Source organism: Flavobacterium acetivorans, assembly GCF_020911885.1.
GTDB lineage: Bacteria > Bacteroidota > Bacteroidia > Flavobacteriales > Flavobacteriaceae > Flavobacterium > Flavobacterium acetivorans.
The window spans coordinates 2031746-2051057 of record NZ_CP087132.1; the positions used below are offsets into that span (position 1 = coordinate 2031746).

The 19312-nt window shown below is 35.2% G+C and carries 13 protein-coding genes; 1 reads left to right on the top strand and 12 read right to left on the bottom strand.

Annotated features, from left to right (window positions below; translation table 11 throughout):
- Positions 1 to 102 precede the first annotated feature (102 nt).
- The 9 genes from LNP19_RS08995 to truA form a co-directional block, all read right to left on the bottom strand.
- Entirely contained in the window at positions 103 to 1182 is a 1080-nt protein-coding gene (locus tag LNP19_RS08995) for an acyltransferase family protein (RefSeq protein ID WP_230061599.1), read from the bottom strand.
- Between the two features lie 271 nt (positions 1183 to 1453).
- On the bottom strand, positions 1454 to 2842 hold the full coding sequence (gene lpdA / locus LNP19_RS09000) for a dihydrolipoyl dehydrogenase (RefSeq protein ID WP_230061600.1): 1389 nt from the start codon (positions 2840 to 2842) through the stop codon (positions 1454 to 1456).
- 178 nt (positions 2843 to 3020) lie between these two features.
- Entirely contained in the window at positions 3021 to 3785 is a 765-nt protein-coding gene (locus LNP19_RS09005; protein ID WP_230061601.1) for a LytR/AlgR family response regulator transcription factor, read from the bottom strand.
- 61 nt (positions 3786 to 3846) lie between these two features.
- Positions 3847 to 5166 (bottom strand): RagB/SusD family nutrient uptake outer membrane protein, encoded by a 1320-nt coding sequence (locus LNP19_RS09010; protein WP_230061602.1) that lies wholly within the window; start codon positions 5164 to 5166, stop codon positions 3847 to 3849.
- Between the two features lie 11 nt (positions 5167 to 5177).
- The gene (locus LNP19_RS09015) at positions 5178 to 8516 is read right to left on the bottom strand and encodes a SusC/RagA family TonB-linked outer membrane protein (RefSeq protein ID WP_230061603.1); all 3339 of its coding nucleotides are present in this window, start codon (positions 8514 to 8516) and stop codon (positions 5178 to 5180) included.
- Between the two features lie 9 nt (positions 8517 to 8525).
- A complete protein-coding gene (locus LNP19_RS09020; RefSeq protein ID WP_230061604.1) occupies positions 8526 to 11132 on the bottom strand; it encodes a zinc-dependent metalloprotease in 2607 nt (868 codons plus the stop codon).
- A gap of 86 nt (positions 11133 to 11218) precedes the next feature.
- Positions 11219 to 12790 carry a sensor histidine kinase gene (locus LNP19_RS09025; RefSeq protein WP_230061605.1) on the bottom strand — a complete coding sequence of 524 codons (1572 nt, stop codon included), beginning with the start codon at positions 12788 to 12790 and terminating at the stop codon, positions 11219 to 11221.
- A gap of 73 nt (positions 12791 to 12863) precedes the next feature.
- Positions 12864 to 14618, bottom strand: a complete 1755-nt coding sequence (locus LNP19_RS09030) for an ABC transporter ATP-binding protein (protein ID WP_230061606.1) — start codon at positions 14616 to 14618, stop codon at positions 12864 to 12866.
- A gap of 109 nt (positions 14619 to 14727) precedes the next feature.
- Positions 14728 to 15483: a tRNA pseudouridine(38-40) synthase TruA gene (truA, locus tag LNP19_RS09035; protein ID WP_230061607.1), complete on the bottom strand. Its 756-nt coding sequence runs from the start codon at positions 15481 to 15483 to the stop codon at positions 14728 to 14730.
- A 227-nt stretch (positions 15484 to 15710) separates the two neighbouring features.
- Here truA and LNP19_RS09040 point away from each other — a divergent pair, with 227 nt between their 5' ends.
- Positions 15711 to 16211, top strand: a complete 501-nt coding sequence (locus LNP19_RS09040; RefSeq protein ID WP_230061608.1) for a metallophosphoesterase family protein — start codon at positions 15711 to 15713, stop codon at positions 16209 to 16211.
- Here LNP19_RS09040 and LNP19_RS09045 read toward each other — a convergent pair.
- From LNP19_RS09045 to LNP19_RS09055, 3 genes are all read right to left on the bottom strand, one after another.
- The gene (locus LNP19_RS09045) at positions 16208 to 17911 is read right to left on the bottom strand and encodes a tetratricopeptide repeat-containing sensor histidine kinase (RefSeq protein ID WP_230061609.1); all 1704 of its coding nucleotides are present in this window, start codon (positions 17909 to 17911) and stop codon (positions 16208 to 16210) included. The two genes, LNP19_RS09040 and LNP19_RS09045, sit on opposite strands and share 4 nt — an antisense overlap.
- 71 nt (positions 17912 to 17982) lie before the next feature.
- Positions 17983 to 18645, bottom strand: coding sequence for a response regulator (locus LNP19_RS09050; RefSeq protein ID WP_230061610.1), 663 nt, complete (start codon positions 18643 to 18645; stop codon positions 17983 to 17985).
- Between the two features lie 158 nt (positions 18646 to 18803).
- A complete protein-coding gene (locus LNP19_RS09055) occupies positions 18804 to 19217 on the bottom strand; it encodes a DUF4293 domain-containing protein (protein ID WP_230061611.1) in 414 nt (137 codons plus the stop codon).
- Positions 19218 to 19312 lie beyond the last annotated feature (95 nt).

Genomic DNA, 19312 nt, shown 5'->3' on the forward strand with positions numbered 1-19312 from the left:
AGACTTTTTGAAGAAAATAGATATTAGTCTTTTTACAGATTAATTTTTCAGCTAAGACTGATAAAAAAAATCCGATTGACTTTCGCCAATCGGATTTTGAGATTAGAATTTTTTTCTTCTTTCGGTTAAATACTTTCGAACCGGAATATCATAGAATTTCATGGTTAAATAGGCGAGGCCAACTAAAAGAAGCGTTCCGCTTATGATGATAAAAGTAAGCTGGCTTGTCCCCGGTTTGTAGATGGTGTAATAGCTTGCAAACATCCACATCACGGCATAATGCGTCATGTATAAAGGATAGGATATTTTTCCGAGGAAGAGACATGATTTTTCGAAGCTTTGATTTAGTGTGGCTCCTGCTCCTATGGCAATTAGTAGGGGAAAATAGAACAATACAATGAGTGGTTCTGTGAGCCAATTCCAATCCGAAAAAGGAATTAAGAAGGCTAGGAGTAGCAATACAGATAGACCGGCAAAACCTAGTTTTGATTTAATAATCCAATTGGAACGATAAATCAACATACCGGCTAAAAAGGAATAGGAAACACGGGCACCGCCATCCCAAAAAGTAGTGTCATTCCATCCGCCCAACAGAGAACCACCTGCGCGATGACTTGCAAAACAGAGTCCTGCCCCAGCAATGACAGTCAATAATAAAAGGGAACGACGGCTTAATTTGTGAAGGAAAAGCGCATAAAAGATATTAGCAACATATTCCCAAAATAAAGACCAAGCGGGTGCATTTAGACCAAACAAGTTAAAATAACGGTCGGGCATTCCCGCAAAAGGAATTAAAAATAGGGAAGCCAGGAATATCAGAATCAATTTACTAGTTTCATAAGTTTCAGTATGGTTGCTAAAAGGATCAAATAAAAAAGTCAATAAGCCTAATACGGAACCAAAAATAACCAAAGGATGCAATCGGATAAGTCTTGATTTAAAGAACTCAATAGTTCCCATTTTACCCATTCGGTCATGATATGCATAAGCAATAACAAAACCGGATAGACAAAAGAAAAAATCAACCGCAAGAAAACCATGCGCGATAAAATTTTTGCTGGGCTCATAAACGATTTCCATAAAATGAAAAAGTACAATGGCCAAGGCGGCAATTCCTCTTAATCCATCAAGAATTTGAAAATGTTGTTTGGTCTTTAAAATGGCAGAGCTATTATTTTGCATGTCAATAAAGGTTTGTTTTTTGGGGTTCTTTTGGTTTTATATCTTTTTGTAGTTTCCAAAAATAGATAAAAAAGACTACATTATTCAAAAGTATCTAAAAATGTGTATTCGAAAACAAAAAATGATTACCTATTAGGAGAAGTGTGCCGAAGGAATGCTGGAAGGTAAAAATTAAAAGTAATTCTTGATGAAACGGAAAAAAGGTTTGTGCCATAAAAAAATCCGATCTGCATTTGCAAATCGGATTTTCTATATTTTATAATGGGTGAATTTACAAATGGATCACCTCGCCATAAGCATCAGCAACGGCTTCCATAACGGCTTCGCTCATTGTTGGGTGCGGGTGAATGGCTTTTAGGATTTCATGTCCTGTAGTTTCCAGTTTACGGGCTACAACTGCCTCAGCAATCATATCTGTAACTCCGGCACCAATCATGTGACATCCTAACCATTCGCCATATTTAGCATCAAAAATTACTTTTACAAATCCGTCTGGAGTTCCAGCCGCTTTTGCTTTTCCTGATGCTGAGAATGGGAATTTTCCAATTTTTAATTCGTATCCTTTTTCTTTGGCTTGCTTTTCTGTCAAACCAACAGAAGCGATTTCAGGAGTCGCATAAGTACAACCTGGTACGTTTCCGTAATCGATAGGCTCTACGTGCATTCCTGCAATTTTCTCTACACAGTTGATTCCTTCGGCAGAAGCTACGTGTGCCAATGCTTGCCCAGGTGTTACGTCTCCAATAGCATAATAACCTGGAACATTAGTTTGGTTATAGGCATTTACCAAAATTTTATCTCTGTCAGTGGCAATTCCTACTTCTTCCAGACCGATGTTTTCAATATTGGTTTTGATACCAACAGCCGATAACAAGATATCAGCCTCTAATTCTACTTCTCCTTTGGCTGTTTTTACAAATGCTTTTACTCCGGCACCTGCAGTGTCAATTCTCTCTACAGAAGAATTAGTCATTACTTTGATACCTGCTTTTTTCAAAGAACGCTCAAATTGTTTTGAGATGTCTTCGTCCTCAACAGGAACAACATTTGGCATAAATTCAACGATAGTTACATCAGTTCCCATTGAGTTATAGAAATGAGCAAATTCTACTCCAATAGCTCCAGAACCAACGATGATCATCGATTTTGGTTGTGTTGGTAAAGTCATTGCTTGACGGTAACCAATTACTTTTACACCGTCTTGTGGCAAGTTTGGCAACTCACGAGAACGGGCTCCAGTGGCAACAATAATATGATCTGCACTGTATTCAGTCACTTTATTGTCTTTGTCAGTAACATCAACTTTTTTTCCAGGTTTTAGTTTTCCAAAACCTTCAATTACGTCGATTTTATTTTTTTTCATCAAGAATTGAACTCCTTTGCTCATTCCTTCAGCAACACCACGGCTGCGTTGTACCACGGCAGGGAAATCTTTATCAAAAGAAGAAACAGTCAAACCATAATCAGAGGCGTGCTTTAGATAATCAAAAACTTGAGCTGATTTTAGTAAAGCTTTAGTTGGGATACATCCCCAGTTTAGGCATACGCCACCTAAGTTTTCTTTTTCAATTACGGCTACTTTAAAGCCCAATTGTGACGCTCTAATGGCAGTTACATATCCGCCTGGACCACTTCCTAAAACAATGATATCGTATTTCATTTTTTTTGTATTTATTATTTTAAATATAAAATGGAATCAGCAAAGGCTCATTTCATTTTATATAAGATTTTATAAATTATTTGAGATTGCGAATTTAAGGATTTATTTTTAAAATTGAACTTAGTATTTTAGAGCATTGTAAACTTTTGAGCCGAACCAATTTTGAGATATAAAAAAGTTAATGATCGAGCCAGCTTTTGAAATGGGCAATTTCTTTTTTACTCACGATTATGGAGTCATTCTCGACTGCTCTAACGCTAAGGATCAATTCTATTTTCTGGTTCGAAAGCTTAATCACTTCTTTGATGGTGTTTCTGTGGACGATGTATTTTCGGTTTACTTTAAAAAAAAGAGCGGGATCTAGATTATGAATCAGGTCTTTAAGGGTGTTGTTGTACAAGTAGCTGTTTCCTGAATTTACGTAAATAAAAAGATGCTTGCCCGATGCCACGAAAAAGGTAATGTCAGTTTCGTTTATCGAAATAAGTTTGTAGCCGTGATTGACCAGGAAGTGGCGCTGTATCTTAGTTTCTTCTTTATTTTCAATGGCTACAAGGGATTGTAGACTGGAGTCGCTGTTGAAACTGTCTTTTATTTTTTTGAATTTTATTAGCGCTTCTAGTAATTCCTGTTCTTCAAAGGGTTTTAAAAGGTAGTCTATGGTGAAGTGTTTGAAAACTTTTATCGCATACAAATCATAGGCGGTAATAAAAATTACGGGGCAGGAAACAGTGGTTTTTTCGAAAATTTCAAGGCTTTTTCCATCGCCCAAATGAATATCCATAAAAGCCAAATCTGCATTGTTTTCAGCGAAGAAAACCACGGCTTCTTTTACGGATTTTAGAATGGTGATTTGTGTTATCAGAATGATTTCTTGCTGCTCTAAAATTGATTTTAGATAACTCGAAGCGAGATACTCATCCTCAATAATGGCAATTTTCATTTGCTTTTTGATGTAAAGGTAAAAAAAAAGTCCAGCTTTGAAAAACTGGACTTTTTTAAATTTATAGATTGGGATTATTCAATCGTGCACTTACTGGGAAGGGCAGGGTATATCGCGGATCGTTTTGAATTAAATTGTAATCATTGCCCTCAAGGCTATGGGTAATTTGTTTTTGAGTGGTTCTTCTCAAATCAAACCAGCGGTGTCCTTCTGCAGCAAACTCTCTTTGTCTTTCTTGATAAATGAAATCGGTCAGCGCAGCTTGATCCATAGCGTTGATGTCAATTGTCAATTGATCGAATCCAAGCTGAGTATATCTGTTTTTGATAAAAGTCAAAAGAGTCGTTTTGGCTTCATCCAAATTATTCAATTGCGCTAAGGTTTCGGCTTTTGTTAGATACAATTCAGCAGTTCTAAAAGAACATTTCTGATTTTGTTCTCCTCCTTTTTTGAATCGGAATCGACTTCCGCTGGCTTGGAAATACAAGGCGAAACGCAAGTCATTAGTACGATCATAAACTCCAGTAAGTGCTGGAGTGGCATAGGAAGCACTTTTTACCTTATTGTCAAAAACATCTTCTAGAGCCATTATCGATTCTGTTGCATCATAATTGTTTGGCAAAATAGCGTTGGTATTTAAATCCACTAGCGTACTGTTATAGGTAAGAGCAGTTGTGGCTGCTGCGGCTGCTTTTTTCCATTCTTTTTGATACAAATAAATACGCGATTCAAGAGCATAAAGAGCTGCTTTGGAGAAACGATAGTTGATTCCTTTAATTTGGGTGTCTTTGTTTAGCAAATTTTTGGCTTCCTCTTTGTCAAAAAGAATCTGGTTGTAAACAGTGGCTACACTTTCCGGAACATAAGCTTGTTCTAAATCTATTTTTAAGGCTATAGGAACTCCTCTATCTGTACTTGCTGTAGCTGAATTGTATGGCTTTGCAAATAGGTTAATCAGGTCAAAATAAGCCATTGCTCTAAGTGCATGAGCTTCACCAATCAATTGGTTTTTATCCTCTGAGTCGGCAATTTTTTTACCCGCTTCATTGATAATTACGTTAGCATAAAAGATGACATTGTATAAGTCTTGGTATTGAAATTCTGTAGTAATTCGATCCGGATTTGCATCTTTCCAAGTATAAATATCCTTAAAATAGATTAGATCATCACTGTATTCATTTAGAACCAGTTCATCACCTCTCAAAGTAGTTAAGGATTTATGTTTTGGATAGGCTTCGTAACCTTTGGTCAATACGGCTCTAAAATCAGTTAATGTTTCTGGAATTACTTTCCCTATCGGTTCTACGTCTAGATAATTATCACAGCTTGTAATAGCTATAGCTGCAATAAATAAGAGTATGTATTTTGATATTTTTTTCATCTTAAATCAGTTTAAAAAGTTATGTTACATCCTAAAGAGAATGATCTTGGAATAGGTTGTGCGTAGATGTTTCCAAAAGTTTCCGGGTCAAAATATCCTTTGTAATCAGAGCTGATAACAAAAAGGTTTCTGGCTTCGGCACTAAAACGAATGCTTTCTACAAATATTTTTTCGCTGGTTTTTTTAGGTAAAGTGTAACCCAAACGCACACTGCTCAATCTCATATAACTCATTTCTCTAACCCAAGTATCCAATAAATTATACATGTCTATTGGGCTTCCACCAGAAAACCATTGGTACGCCATCCATGAATCTCCAGTTCCCGAAGTTTTACTTGTTATACCAGGTAGATTAGAACCTGTATTAGTAGGTGACCAAGCATTTAAGATATCCGTTGTATAGTTTTGACTGCGATCTACTGTTGTACCATTATAAGATGGTCTTTGAACAACAGTTTGTTTGATATTGAAAGTAGTGGCCGCAGAAAGATCGAAATCATGGATTTTAAATGTATTGGTAAAACCGCCGGTAAATTTAGGATCTAAATCTCCAGCATAGGTAAATAAGTCTCTGGTTGCTTCGGCATCAAGTTTTGATTGAGAGAACTCTCCCGGGAAGAAGTCTGCAAAAGGATCGTATAAGCCAAAAAAGGTTTGTGCATTTACTGTTTCTCCTTTTTTATTGACAAATAAAGGATAGCCATTTTCATCGATTCCCGCTGTTTTTAGGGCAAAAACGGCATTAACAGGATAGCCTTCTTTAGATGGTAAATAGCTGTTGGATCTTACCTCAATGCGGTCTACATTACTTTTGTTGTGAGAGAAGTTAAAATTAGTGTTCCATTTAAAATTAGGACGATCTATGTTTTTAGTCGCCACAGCAATTTCAAAACCTTTATTGGTTACTTGTGCCCAGTTTAGGGTAGTAAATTCAAATCCGTTTTCTACGGGAAGGGATCTCAGTCCAATTAAATCGCTACTTTTTCTTCCGTATACATCTGTTATGATGTTGATTCGATTGTTGAATAAACCCAAATCCATACCTAGATTGGTGTTTTCCGTTTTTTCCCAACGCAATTTGTCGTTTGGTGGACTTAATATTACAATTGTACCTTCTGTTTGACCTGGTAAAATCGTTGCATTGTCATGTTCTCCGACAACAAAAGGAGAGGTTCCCTTGTCTATATTTCCTTGTAAACCATAAGAGGCGCGCAATCTTAGGTTAGATATAAAAGGATTATCCTTTAAGAACTCTTCTTCGGATACTAACCAAGAACCTGAGGCAGCCCAAAGTGGTAGGTACTTGTATTTTGGGTCTACGCCAAATAGGTCAGATCCATCATAGCGCACACTTCCAAAAAGGGTGTATTTTTTATCAAAGGTATAAGCTGCAGTGGCATAAAACGAAGCATAGGCATTTTCGTTTTGATTCTTTTTATAAGTTTGATATGCCGCTTGGTTTGCGTAATCTTGGTTTGGGAAGATGATTTGGGTTGTTGTTAATGTTTTTGGATCAAAACCAAAACCTTTTGTTGCAATAGTGGTGCTGTAACTTCTTCTCAATTCATTTCCTGCCATGATGTCTAATTCATGTTTTTCATTGAAAATTGTAGAGTAGTTTACCATCGTTTTCCAGTTGTATTGGAAAAAATCAGCATTAGTGTTTTGAATAATTCCGCCCTCAGGAAGGAAGTAGTTGTAGCCACCATTGCTGTAACGGCGTGTTTTTTCTCTTTCTTTTCGAGTAAAGTAAGTTTCCTTGTCAGCAAATTTTTCACTTGAGGTATTGTCTAATTGCAAACCAATTTGTGAGCTTACTTTTAAATCATGGGTAATTTTATAATCTAAATCAAAAATAGCTTTAAAAGCTCTGTTTTTCAATTCATAAGAGGTGTTTTCTCTTTCTTCCAAGATGTTAAAAGGAACATAGCGATCAGAATAACCGCTGATGTCTTTATCATAGTTGTAACTTCCGTCAGCATTCAAAGGAGTCAAATAGGGATTAACGGTTCTGGTATAATTTGGCGGATTGGTAAATCCGTCCGTATCGGTAATATACGATTTAGTATTGCTTTGAGCACCAAAAAATCCTACGCCAACGCTTAATTTATCGGTCAATTCGTAGTTGTTTTTTAAGGTCAGGTTGTATCTATTGAAACCAGTTCCTATAGTAGCGCCTTCTTCATCATAAACACCCAAAGAGAAATAGTAATCTGATTTTTCTCCACCACCCGAAAGGCTCAAACCATGCTGCGTATTCACCGCTGTTTGATAAAGTAGATTGCCCCAATTAGTATTATTGTTTCTTAAGGCATTGATAGATTGTTGCGTATTGGGATTCAATGCTGAAAAGCCTCCTGTTCTAAAAGCCTCCAATTCATTTGAACCATTTAAAATTCGAGCGATTTCTCCGCCGTTATCTCTGTAAGTCAAATCAGAACGACTCGCCATAGCCAGTTCAAAATCTACTTTTTGAGAACTGTTCATCAAATTCAATTTTGAGAAATCTGGTTTTTGAGTGATAAAGGTATTGGTATTGAAATTAATTTTCATATTCCCTTTTCGCCCTTTTTTTGTGGTAATAACAATCACTCCATTTGCAGCTCTTGCACCATAAATTGCGGTAGCAGCAGCATCTTTCAAGATAGTGATGTCCTTGATGTCATCTGGATTTAGTCCTGCAATAGAATAATTTGTCAATAGATCAATGTTATCCTTGTCGTAATTTTTTGGAACATCATTGCTTTCTAATGGCAAACCATCCAATACCCATAATGGATCTTGTGAACCAGAAAGCGAAGCCGTACCACGAATTCTTATTTTGGCGGCCGCTCCAGGGGCTCCTGTTCCCGGACTTACGGCAACACCGCTCACTTGACCTACAAGTAGCTGATCTAGGCTTGCAACACCCACTTGTTGAATGTCGGCCATAGACACATTAGCCACGGCAGAGGTCAACTTTCTTTTTTCAATTTTTTGATAACCCGTTACTACCACTTCTTGAAGCTGGTCAATATCCGACTTTAAAGAAATAGTGTAGTTTTTTTGAGCGGTTATTTGTAATGTGAATGGTTTGTATCCAATGAAGCTCACTCTAAGACTTGTGATTTCTTTGTTTATTTTTAATTCAAAATTTCCATCGATGTCGCTAATAGTTCCAATGCTGGCGCTTTCAATAACACCTTCTTGTTTGGTGCTATTAGAAACAGAAGTGTTTTCAGCATAGATTGTTGCGCCGGGTATAGGTAATTTATCTTGAGAATCAATAACTTTTCCGGTAATGGTTCTTGTTTCTTGCGCATATCCTGCTATAGTGAGCAGCAGTAATAAGGCGTTTAGTAATTTTCTCATTTAATGGTTTTATAAAGTGGTATTTAATGCTTTTTTGATGCGTTGAATAAGGTCTAAATAATGATTTCTAGTAGATTGATCTCCTGTATTCTTTTTGATTTCTAATAATTGAAGCACCTTAGAAAGTTCTCCTTTTTTATCAGAAGTAACTTCCGTCACTCTTTTTAAAGAGGACTGATTGATATTTCTCGCCATTTGATCATGGTTCAGATGATTGCATAAATTAGGCATGCTCAGCGTCTGTTGGATGTCAATTATTTTTTTTGCATCTGTTTTTTCAAACAATTTGTTTGTCGATACGATTAGAACATCTATATAATTCTTTTGAGTCATGCGCTCCAAAATCGATAGTGATTTGTTCAGTTTAGTTGGCGCAAATACGGCTTGATGTACTTTTTCAAATAAATCATTTACGGTAAAAGCTTTTTCTTTGCTTCCATTTCGTTGGTGCAATTCATTTTCAGTCATTCTTAGCAAACGATCATCACTGAATAAATCGTATAAAAGGCTGTATTGTAATTCTCTTGACAAGGTGTATGGGGTGTACTCATAAGGCCCTACAGGAGAATCTTTCAGCGGATTTGTTTTGTCTAGAATAGGATTGAAAAACAACCACTCCGGAATTGTAAGCACGTTTTTGGCTAAATAATCAACTGCCTTTTTTTGCATTAAAGAGGAAACGGGAATATAACTTTGTTTGTTGTCTCCATGAACTGTAACGTTAAGATAAACACCTCCAATGTTGTTTAGTACATGGCGGTTGTATAATTGCCATTGGCCAATGGTACCAATATATAATTTACCCGTTTCATAGTATGTTTCATCTTTTTCATAGGTCCAATCTAAAATGTTGTTTACCACACGTTTTAAATTTTTTAAACCATATTCACTTGCTTTAACAGCATCATTTCCTAAATCTTCCGATTGTGAACGCGGGTCAATTGTTTTTGCACCATCTTGTTGCTCCCCGTAAAAATAAATCGGATCGTTTTGATGTTTACCAATTAAAGCATTCAATTTTGAGGTTTCGTTTTCCTCATTTGGATACCATCTGTAACCCCATTCAATGGCGTATTTGTCGTACTCCCCAATTTTTGGAGTAATGGCTGTGACATTATCTTCGGGTTGCGCTACATAATTGTAACGGGCATAATCCATGATCGAAGGAGCAGTTCCTCCCATTTTTGCCGAGAAATCTTTAGAACGCAAAGATTCTACATCATAAGCAAAAGAGGAGCCCATGTTGTGTTTTAGACCAAAAGTGTGTCCCACCTCATGTGAGGATACAAATCGAATGGCTTCTCCCATGTGTTGGTCGCTAAATTTATTTCCTCTGGCCTTCGGGTCAATTGGACCGGTTTGTATACGCATCCAACTGTGCAATGAAGTCATAACATTGTGCCACCAAATGATATCGGCTTCTATGATTTCACCGCTTCTAGGATCCACTACAGAAGGTCCCATCGCATTTGATTTTTGCGAAGCAGCATAAGTGATAACGGAATAGCGAACATCGTCAACGTCAAAATCCAAATCGGCTTCAGTAGGTTCTTTGGCGATGATGGCATTTTTAAATCCGGCTTTTTCAAAAGCAACTTGCCAGTCATGAACTCCATCAATGATGTATTGTCTCCATTGTTTTGGTGTTGATGGATCAATGTAATATACGATTGGCTTTTTTGGTTCAACCAATTCTCCTCTAAGGTATTTTTCCTGATCTTCCTTTTTAGGTTCTAAACGCCAGCGGGTAATTAATTCTTTAGCCATCATAGCATGTTGAGCATCATTGAAATACCAGTGTTTTTCAGTGAAATAACCGATACGATTATCAGAGAAACGCGGTTTCATAGGAATTTTATCCAATAGAATAATGTTGCTCGTCACTCCAAGGGTAACCGATAAGGCTGGACCGCCTTCGGCAACTGAAGTAGTCAGTTGTGATTTTACAACAATATTTTTAGGAAAAGATTTTAAGCTTTCGATGTATGATAACTCCGATTTTACAGAACCTCCAAATCCGATGCTACTCAGTACATCATTAAAACTTTTTTGTTTTCCATCGAAAATTTTATTGACCTTGACAACAACTGAAGTCGAATCGTTATTTTTAGTTTCAATATCAAAAAACTCAATAATCGATTCGGCGAAATTATTTTGTACTGAGGCTGTTATCGCATCTTCTTTTGGAGAAGAAACCTTAGGAACATATGATTTTACCCATACTTTCTTGGCTACGTCGTCTTTATAAAAACTGATTATTTTGTTTTCATAATTCATTCCTTTATTCAATCCCGCATCATTAACCTGAAATGGAACTTGGGATAATTTATTTACAACCAGAAATTCCCTGTCGAATAAGCTGTCTTGGATTTCAAAATAGACATCGGTTTTGACTTGGATAATATTGAATAATCCTTTTTTTAGCGTTCCTTCTTTTATAAGGTCATTGTATTTTTTTCCTTTTTTTGAAGCAGAACTGTCTTTTGAGATTTCAGTGGTATTTTCTTTTTTGTTTCTCTTTTTCTTTTGTGAAAAAATGGAAGCCGAAGATCCCAGTAAAAATAAAAATAGTAAGCAGATTGTTTTTAAGTTCCGCAGCATTGCCTTTTCCCTCATTATGATGTTAAGTTTAGGTTAATTTTTGCTGAAAACTATTAATTTTGGGCTCTTAAAAAAAATAAATGGGAGTGAGTGGCTTTTTTTTAGGAGTGGATGTCTATTAATGGCAAAATGCAAATAAAAGTATCCTCTTTTTCTGAGGCTTCAAAATCATTCTTGGAGTAATAGTTGTAAATACTTTGTAAGTAGTTTATACCAAACTTGGTACTGGGTTCAGTATTTGTCTTTTTTTGAAGGTTGTTTATAAACATTACCTGTTTTTCTTTGATTATGATTTGGGTATGCAACGGTTTTTCGTGGGTGGCCAAATTGTGTTTAATGGCATTCTCAACCACAATCTGAAAAGACAAATAGGGAATGTTTTTGTTTAATGCTGCTTCGTCCTCAATTTCAATGGTAAAAAATAATTCGTCCTTAAAGCGGGTTTGTTGCAAAAAGATGTACTTCTCTATAAACAATAATTCGTCTTTCAGGGGAACAATGTTTCCTTCGGGTGGATCAATTAAATAACGGTAAATTCGGGATAAATTCAAGGTGAATTTTTGAGCAGTTTTTCCGTTATTCCCAATCAGCATATAAAGGGAGTTTAGGGAATTAAATAAAAAGTGAGGGTTTATTTGTTCTTTTAGTTGTTGCAGCTGTATTAATGCTTTTTCCTTGATTATTTTTTCGTTTTCAAGATATAAGGAGTTTTTTTCTTTGGTGAGTTCTTCTTTTTCAAGATAAGCGCTGCGGTTTGCCCTTGCAAATAAATAGAAAATAAAAAGAAGCATTACCGTGGTAATCAAGTAAATCAAGGTAGCATATTTTTTTACCAGATTGACATTCTCATCAGTGTAAATTTTAGGAAAATTCACGCTAATGTACCATTGGTTTTTTGCTATTTCAAGTTTTTTCGTGAATCGGATGACGTCCAATTTTAAATATTCGGACAGGGAGATTCTTTTTACATAGTCTTTTTCTTTGCTAAAAATGGTGTCTGAGGCATTGAGACTGGAAATTTCGAATATATTTTTACCTATAAAAGAAATTTCAGGATGAAAAATACAAGTTCCATTTTTGTCAAATAAAAACACATAATTAAGGGTTTTTTCATCTATTGTAGAGAAATAATTGTGCAAAGACTTTAAATTAACATCATAACCGTAACGAATGCTGGTTTTATTCTTAGAAACCAATTTAAAATAATTGCGCCAAACCCATTCTTTTCCTTCTAAGGTTATAATACTGAGCTGGTCTAAATGGCCGTTTTTTACTAAAAAAGTATCAATGTTATTTTGTAAAGTGTTGGAATACTTGTTTTTTACCAATTGGATTTTGCCTTCATCTATTTGGAACCAATTGTTTGTCACTAAGGAATCGGTAGCTTGAATTGAACTCAAAACCATTAAATTAGAAAACAATTCTTTGGGTTGGCTAATTTTTAAAAGCTCGTTTATTTGTTTTTCCTGAACTAAAAATTTGGATAATTCCTGAGATACAAGTTCTTGTTTTTTGATGAAATTGCGTTGAGCGATCTCTTCATTTGACTTTTGGGTAATTTGGGTTATCAAATTACTCAGTATAAATACGGAAATTCCAGTAAGTAATATGGAGATGATGCCATAAACTAAGAGCGTTCGTCTGGATACCGTATTTTTTAGTGTAAATTTCAAAGACGTTTTTTTAGAATTAGCTAAGATTAAGATCGTTTACTAAAAAAAATAAATTCAGCAATATGATTACTGTTTATTGTGATACTGAAAACTGTGAATCGTACAAGTTTTTGTAATACCCAGTTTCCCGATTGATTAATTCCTGATGTGTTCCTTGTTCTACTATTAAACCTTTGTCCATTACTACAATTTTATCGGCATTGACAATGGTCGCCAGTCGGTGTGCAATGACAATTGAAGTTCTTCCTTGTGTAATGGTTTCGGTGGCGCGCTGTATTAATTCTTCGGAATAGGTATCAATTGATGAAGTTGCCTCGTCGAGAATAAGAATACTAGGATTGCTGACATATGCTCTCAAAAAAGCGATTAATTGGCGCTGTCCCGATGACAACATTACACCACGTTCTTTGACATCAAAATCGTAATTATCAGGCAAGCTCATAATAAAGTCATGAACCCCAATTTCTTTGGCGGCAGCCAAAACATCCTCACGGGTTATTTCAGGATTATTCAGCGTTATATTATTGAAAATGGTATCAGCAAAAAGAAAAACATCCTGCAGTACTACTGCAATTTGCTTGCGCAAAGAACCCAAAGTATAGTCTTCTATATTTTGGTTGTCAATACAAATGGTTCCACTATTGATCTCATAAAAACGATTCAATAAGTTGATTATAGTCGATTTTCCGGCACCTGTAGATCCTACAATAGCAACGGTTTCGCCTGCTTTTACATCGAGATTGATTCCTTTTATGACTTCTTCTTCAGGAATATAACTGAAACGCACCTCTTTGAATTGAATATTTCCAAGAAATACGTCGGCTTCTATTTTTCCGTTATCCTGAATTTGGTCTTGGGTATCAATAATGGCAAAAACACGGTTTGCAGCAATCATTCCCAATTGCATTTCATTGAACTTATCTGCAATCTGACGCAATGGGTTAAACAACATTCCTATAAACATGGTGTAGGAAAATAAATCTCCAAAAGTGGTGAAATTATCTCCGTTCAAAATCTTAATCCCACCATAGAGAACAATAAAACCTAAGGTTAAAGAGGAAATAATATCGGCAATAGGAAAGAAAATCGAGTTGTAAAGAATGGTTTTTATCCATGCTTTTTTGTGTTTGTCATTGATTTCTTTGAATTTTTCGGCTTCAATTTCTTCGCGATTGAATAATTGTACAATCTTCATTCCGGTAACGCGTTCCTGAACAAAGGAATTCATATTCGAAATTTGGTTTCGTACTTCCTCAAAAGCGACCTGCATTTTGCGTTGAAATATTCGGGTGACAAATACTAAAATGGGCATAGCGACAATCACAATCCAAGTGAGTTTCCAGTTCATGTAGAACATAAAAATCAATACTACAACCATCTTCATCAAGTCACTGATAATCATAAATAGTCCTTGACTAAAAATGCGTGCAATCGATTCGATATCAGATACGGAGCGGGTTACTAGTTGACCTACGGGTACCATGTCAAAATATTTCATTCTGAAACTCAAGATGTGTCGGAACAATTTAATTCGAATGTCTTTTACAATATCCTGACCGAGCCAATTGGCCCAATAGACAAAGTAAAATTGTGAAAATACTTCGCATAACAGCACAATTCCCATTAAACTAATGTAGAATAAAAGTCCATTTGCATCTTCTGTTTGGATGTAACCATCTACAGTTTGTTTCAATAAATAAGGTCGTAATGCCGCAAAAGCGGATAAGGAAACGGCAAAGACAATAACGCCGTTAAAACGCCATTGGTAAGGTTTGGTATATTGTAAGATTCGTTTAAATAAACGAGTATCAAATGCTTTTGCTTTCATTTTTTTTGGAGCTATTTACTGCGTCAATTCATTTTTTTATGTCCTGTTATCGCTAGGATCTTTCTGTTTTAAAGCGAAAAAATATAAAAGATTCTTACTGTTCTCAGGGCTAATTTTTTATGTAATCGTAATCAATTTCGGTGAGATACAACCCATGAGCAGGAACGGAAAATCCGGCTTTATCTCTGTTTTTACTCTCAATAATATCGTTGAAATCGTCCAAAGTTATTTTGTGAATTCCAACATTTACTAAGGTTCCCACGATAGCGCGAACCATGTTTCTCAAAAATCGATTGGCTGAAATGGTAAAAACCAGTTTGTTGTTTTCTTGTTCAGCTCCGGCTCGAGTCCAATAGGCTTCAAAAATAGTACAATCAAATGTATTAACATCTGTATTTACTTTTGAAAAACATTGAAAATCCGTATGATTGAATAATAACTTTGCTGCCTCATTCATCAAATCTACATCCAGTTTTTGATGAAAGTACCAACTTTGCTCTTGTAAAAAAGCATCTTTAAAGGTATTGATGTGGTATTCATAAGTTCTTTTGGTGGCATCAAAGCGAGCGTGCGCATCATTGGCAACGGGTATGATATCATAAACAACAATGTCTTTTGGTAAAAAGGAGTTGAGTTTATGTATTAATTTTTCAATGTCAAAAGAAGGTTCAAAATCAAAATGGGCATACATTTTTTTGGCGTGTACACCTGTGTCCGTGCGACCGGCACCCATAAGATTGATATCAGCGTTTAGTATTACTGAAAAAGCTTTGTTTAGAGTTTCTTGTACTGAGGAAGCATTGGGTTGGTATTGCCAACCATGATACAGGGTTCCGTTATATGCTAATTGTATAAAATATCTCAAGTGATTTTTTTTGAAGCTACAAAGATACTTATTAATTTTTTTGCCACGAAGGTGCTAAGGAGCAAAGTTTGTTAAGTTTCATTTGGATTTTTTATTTGGTAGCGGAATGTCTAATTTTACCAAAATTCTTAGCCCAGATAGTAGCGGTATCCTTTTTATTTTTCTTTTAAAAAAATAAAAAGATACGAGCGGATAGCTGGAAATAGCTCCTGAAAAAACATAAAATTGTGAGTACAAAAATTCTCTTACTTTCGGATACCCATAGCCATATTGATGATGTGATTTTAAAATATGTTGCCCAGGCTGATGAAGTCTGGCATGCTGGTGACATAGGTGATTTGTCAGTAACGGACAGCATAAAAAAACTAAAACCGCTGCGTGCAGTTTATGGGAATATTGATGACGCCCAAGCCCGCTTAGAGTTTCCTTTGCACAATCGTTTTATGTGCGAAGGTGTCGATGTTTGGATAACGCATATAGGAGGTTATCCCGGGAAATACAATCCGAATATTAAGACCGAAATGGAGGCGAATCCGCCCAAGCTATTTATTTGCGGGCATTCCCATATTTTAAAAGTAATGTTTGATAAGAAACATAATTTACTGCATATGAATCCGGGCGCTTGTGGTAAAAGTGGTTTTCATCAGGTACGCACTATGCTGCGGTTTGTTATTGAAGGAGACAAAATTAAAGACTTGGAAATTATTGAAATTGAGAAACGGGTTTAGGATTCATTTTGTAAAAAAGGTGCTTTTATGTAGATATTTGTTCCTTGATAGAGTACAGATTCAATAGTGATTTCACCCTCAATATTGTTGAGACGAGCTCTTATTCTATTTAACCCAAAACCTTCTATAATATGAGATTCAGTAGTGTCAAATCCTTTTCCATTGTCTTTGACTTCAATAAGTAATTGGTTGTTTTCTTGCTCAATCGTTAATTTTGCATTCGTAGCCTGACTGTGTTTTATGATGTTGTTAAAAAGTTCGGTTACGATAAAGTATATTTTTAATTCAAATTCTTCTCTATAGCGGATTTTTGTTGCTATTGAGCTCGAATATTCGAATTGGATATTTGAATTTGAATTTTTTTCGCAAAGATCATTCAGAGCATAAAATAGCCCGAACCGAACCAGTAAGGAAGGCAGCAGTCGATGAGATAAGTCCCGAACGTTATCGTGTGCATCGCTGAGAATAGTTTTTGTTTTTTTTATTTCCTCACAATCGGTTATTTGGTTTTGTGCGCAAAATACACTTAAATGCAATCCAGCCGAAGATAATAAGGCGCTGATATTGTCATGTAAAAAAGCAGCAATTTTTTTTCGTTCCATCTCTTGTCCGCTTATCGAGGCATCTAAGATTTTCAACTGAATTTTGCTTTCTACATCTTTAAGATCGTTTTTTTGTTTTAGTCTTGTATTTTGAAAGAAAAAGTAAAAGAGAATGATAATTAGAAGTAATATAGAAATAATTATAATACTGATTTGTTTGTTCTTAGACTGTTTTTCTAAAAGCAATTGTTGTTCTGATTTGTACTTTGTTTCTATATTGTCAATTTCTCTTTTGTATTCGTCTAATTCCAAGTTGATTCCGGCAACATTAGCTTTTTTTAGCTTTTCTTCATCGTTAAGTTCCTTTGTTATTTTGTTAAATAATACTAAGTTTTCATACGCTTTTTTATAATTGCCTTTTTTCATAAGGAATTTGGCGTATTCTTCATGGCTAAAGGATAAATCTGATTTTTCTTCACCCATAATTCCTTGTTTAATAGCCTCTTCAAAAAAAATAGTCGCTTTTTTAGCCTCGCCTGAGTGTGAATAATACATGCCGTTAAGCATATTTAGGGCTACAATGGTCGATGCGTCTCCTGATCTAGAATGGTGTTTATTAATATAATTGAGGTAAACTAGTCCTTTGTCGAAGTCTCCAATATCAAAATAGGCCCAAGCTATATTGAGTTTTGTGAAATAAATTTGGGCAGAATCTTTTGTTTTCGTGCTAAATTCTAATGATTTTTTGTAGTAATAGATTCCTTTTTCATATTCTTTTTTATCAAAAAAATAAATATTTCCCAAGTTGTTGTTTATCCAATTTTTTAGATTATCGCTGTTGGTTCTTTGGGCGTAAAGTAGCGCTTTTTTATAATAGAAAACCGCTTTTTCTGATTCGGAAATGCCATCAAAATTAGCAGCAATAGTGTTGTAGCAAGTAGCGATTAAAACATTGTCTTTGATGGCGATGGCATATTTTAAGGCTAGTCTTGATTTTACTAAAGACTTCTCATAATTTTCCTTATGCATGAGAGTAGTGGCGTCCTGGGCAAGTTTGATAATTGCTTTTTTGGGTGGCGTTTTACTCTGGGAAAAGGCATTGCTACTAAAAATGCCCAGTAATAGCAAAAGACATAAAATTCTTTTTTTTTGAAACATAATAATATAAGTAGACTGTTAGAAAAGAAAAACGGTGGTTTTATATGATGCTTTTTTTGCTATTTTTTGATTTAGGATTTAATCAAATTATTTTTAATGGCAAATTTAACTAGGCTAATGGTATTCTTTGCATTTAATTTTTTTATGATGTTTTTACGGTGCGTTTCAACTGTATTAGTACTGATAAATAACTGTTCGCTTATTTCTTTACCGCTATATTCTAAGGCAATTAAGGTAATGATTTCAAGTTCTCTTTCTGTTAATAAGGAATTAATAGTAGGCTTTTGCTTGTTTAATTTGAGGTTGTCTTTGGTTGCGGTGTTAAATATTTTTTCTCGAACTAAATTACTGAAATATTCTTCCCCATTCGCAACGGCCTGAATGGCCTCTACTATGTTTTCGCCTGCACATTGCTTTGTCAAGTAAGCACTGGCGCCCAGTTTCATGACTTCCTTTATGATTTTTAAATCATCATAGCTGGAAAGAATAATGACTTTGCAGGGAAAACCGTTCTTAGAAAATTCTTTAATCACTTCGATGCCGTCTTTTTTTGGCATGCTGATATCCAGAATGAGAATGTCTGCTTTATTGTTTGTAACTTCTTCAAAAAGAGTGCTGCCGTCTAAGGAGAAGCCTACAATCTCAAAGTTAGAAATAGTTTGCAATAGCGTCTTCATTCCGTCAATAAGCACTTGGTGGTCATCAGCAAGATGTATTCGTATTTTTGGTGTCATTCTTTATTGTGCTTTGTCCAAATTTATAAAAAAATATACTAACAATTCATTTATAGGATTTTTTTTATTTTCTAGAAGATTTTTGGTTTTTGCTCACAAAAAAACCCGAACGGTTAGGTTCGGGTTTTCTTCGCACTAATAAACTAATGTTTATAGGTTTACCTCAACCTGTCCACAGATTTTACAAGATCTTCATCCTTCTTGATGGCCTTATTAGCTAAAACTAATAATACGATAGCCAAGATAGGTAGAAACATCCCAATACCTTTCTCAGAGACAACTACTGTCTCTCCAGATAAGTTTAGCGAACGATATACAAATAAGCCTAATAAAATTAAATTTAATATGATATTCAATCTGCCTAATACAAATTGAAGTTGTCTTTTTTTAAATGAAATAATACTCACTAAAGCTAGCGTGGTGCTTAAACCCAGTAAAATAACATAAAGCGGGTTTTGAGCAAAGAAATAATCGATACCGTTGTTCATTGTCCATAAAGGAAATAAAAAGGGCAATATCCCAGTAACTATAAATGCTAGCAGTAAATATATGGTTTGAATTCTTTGTATCATTTTTTCTATTTGATACACAAAAATATATTTTCTTTTTTAAAAATACTATTGTATCGTTAAATTTTATTCGTATTATTGCAACACAATACCGTAAG

Coding starts and splice junctions, on each gene's coding strand:
- lpdA (WP_230061600.1), bottom strand. CDS start 2,842: ATGAAATACGATATCATTGTTTTAGGAAGTGGTCCAGGCGGATATGTA.
- LNP19_RS09015 (WP_230061603.1), bottom strand. CDS start 8,516: ATGAGAAAATTACTAAACGCCTTATTACTGCTGCTCACTATAGCAGGA.
- LNP19_RS09020 (WP_230061604.1), bottom strand. CDS start 11,132: ATGAGGGAAAAGGCAATGCTGCGGAACTTAAAAACAATCTGCTTACTA.
- LNP19_RS09045 (WP_230061609.1), bottom strand. CDS start 17,911: ATGTTTCAAAAAAAAAGAATTTTATGTCTTTTGCTATTACTGGGCATT.
- LNP19_RS09030 (WP_230061606.1), bottom strand. CDS start 14,618: ATGAAAGCAAAAGCATTTGATACTCGTTTATTTAAACGAATCTTACAA.
- LNP19_RS08995 (WP_230061599.1), bottom strand. CDS start 1,182: ATGCAAAATAATAGCTCTGCCATTTTAAAGACCAAACAACATTTTCAA.
- LNP19_RS09005 (WP_230061601.1), bottom strand. CDS start 3,785: ATGAAAATTGCCATTATTGAGGATGAGTATCTCGCTTCGAGTTATCTA.
- LNP19_RS09055 (WP_230061611.1), bottom strand. CDS start 19,217: ATGATACAAAGAATTCAAACCATATATTTACTGCTAGCATTTATAGTT.
- LNP19_RS09010 (WP_230061602.1), bottom strand. CDS start 5,166: ATGAAAAAAATATCAAAATACATACTCTTATTTATTGCAGCTATAGCT.
- LNP19_RS09050 (WP_230061610.1), bottom strand. CDS start 18,645: ATGACACCAAAAATACGAATACATCTTGCTGATGACCACCAAGTGCTT.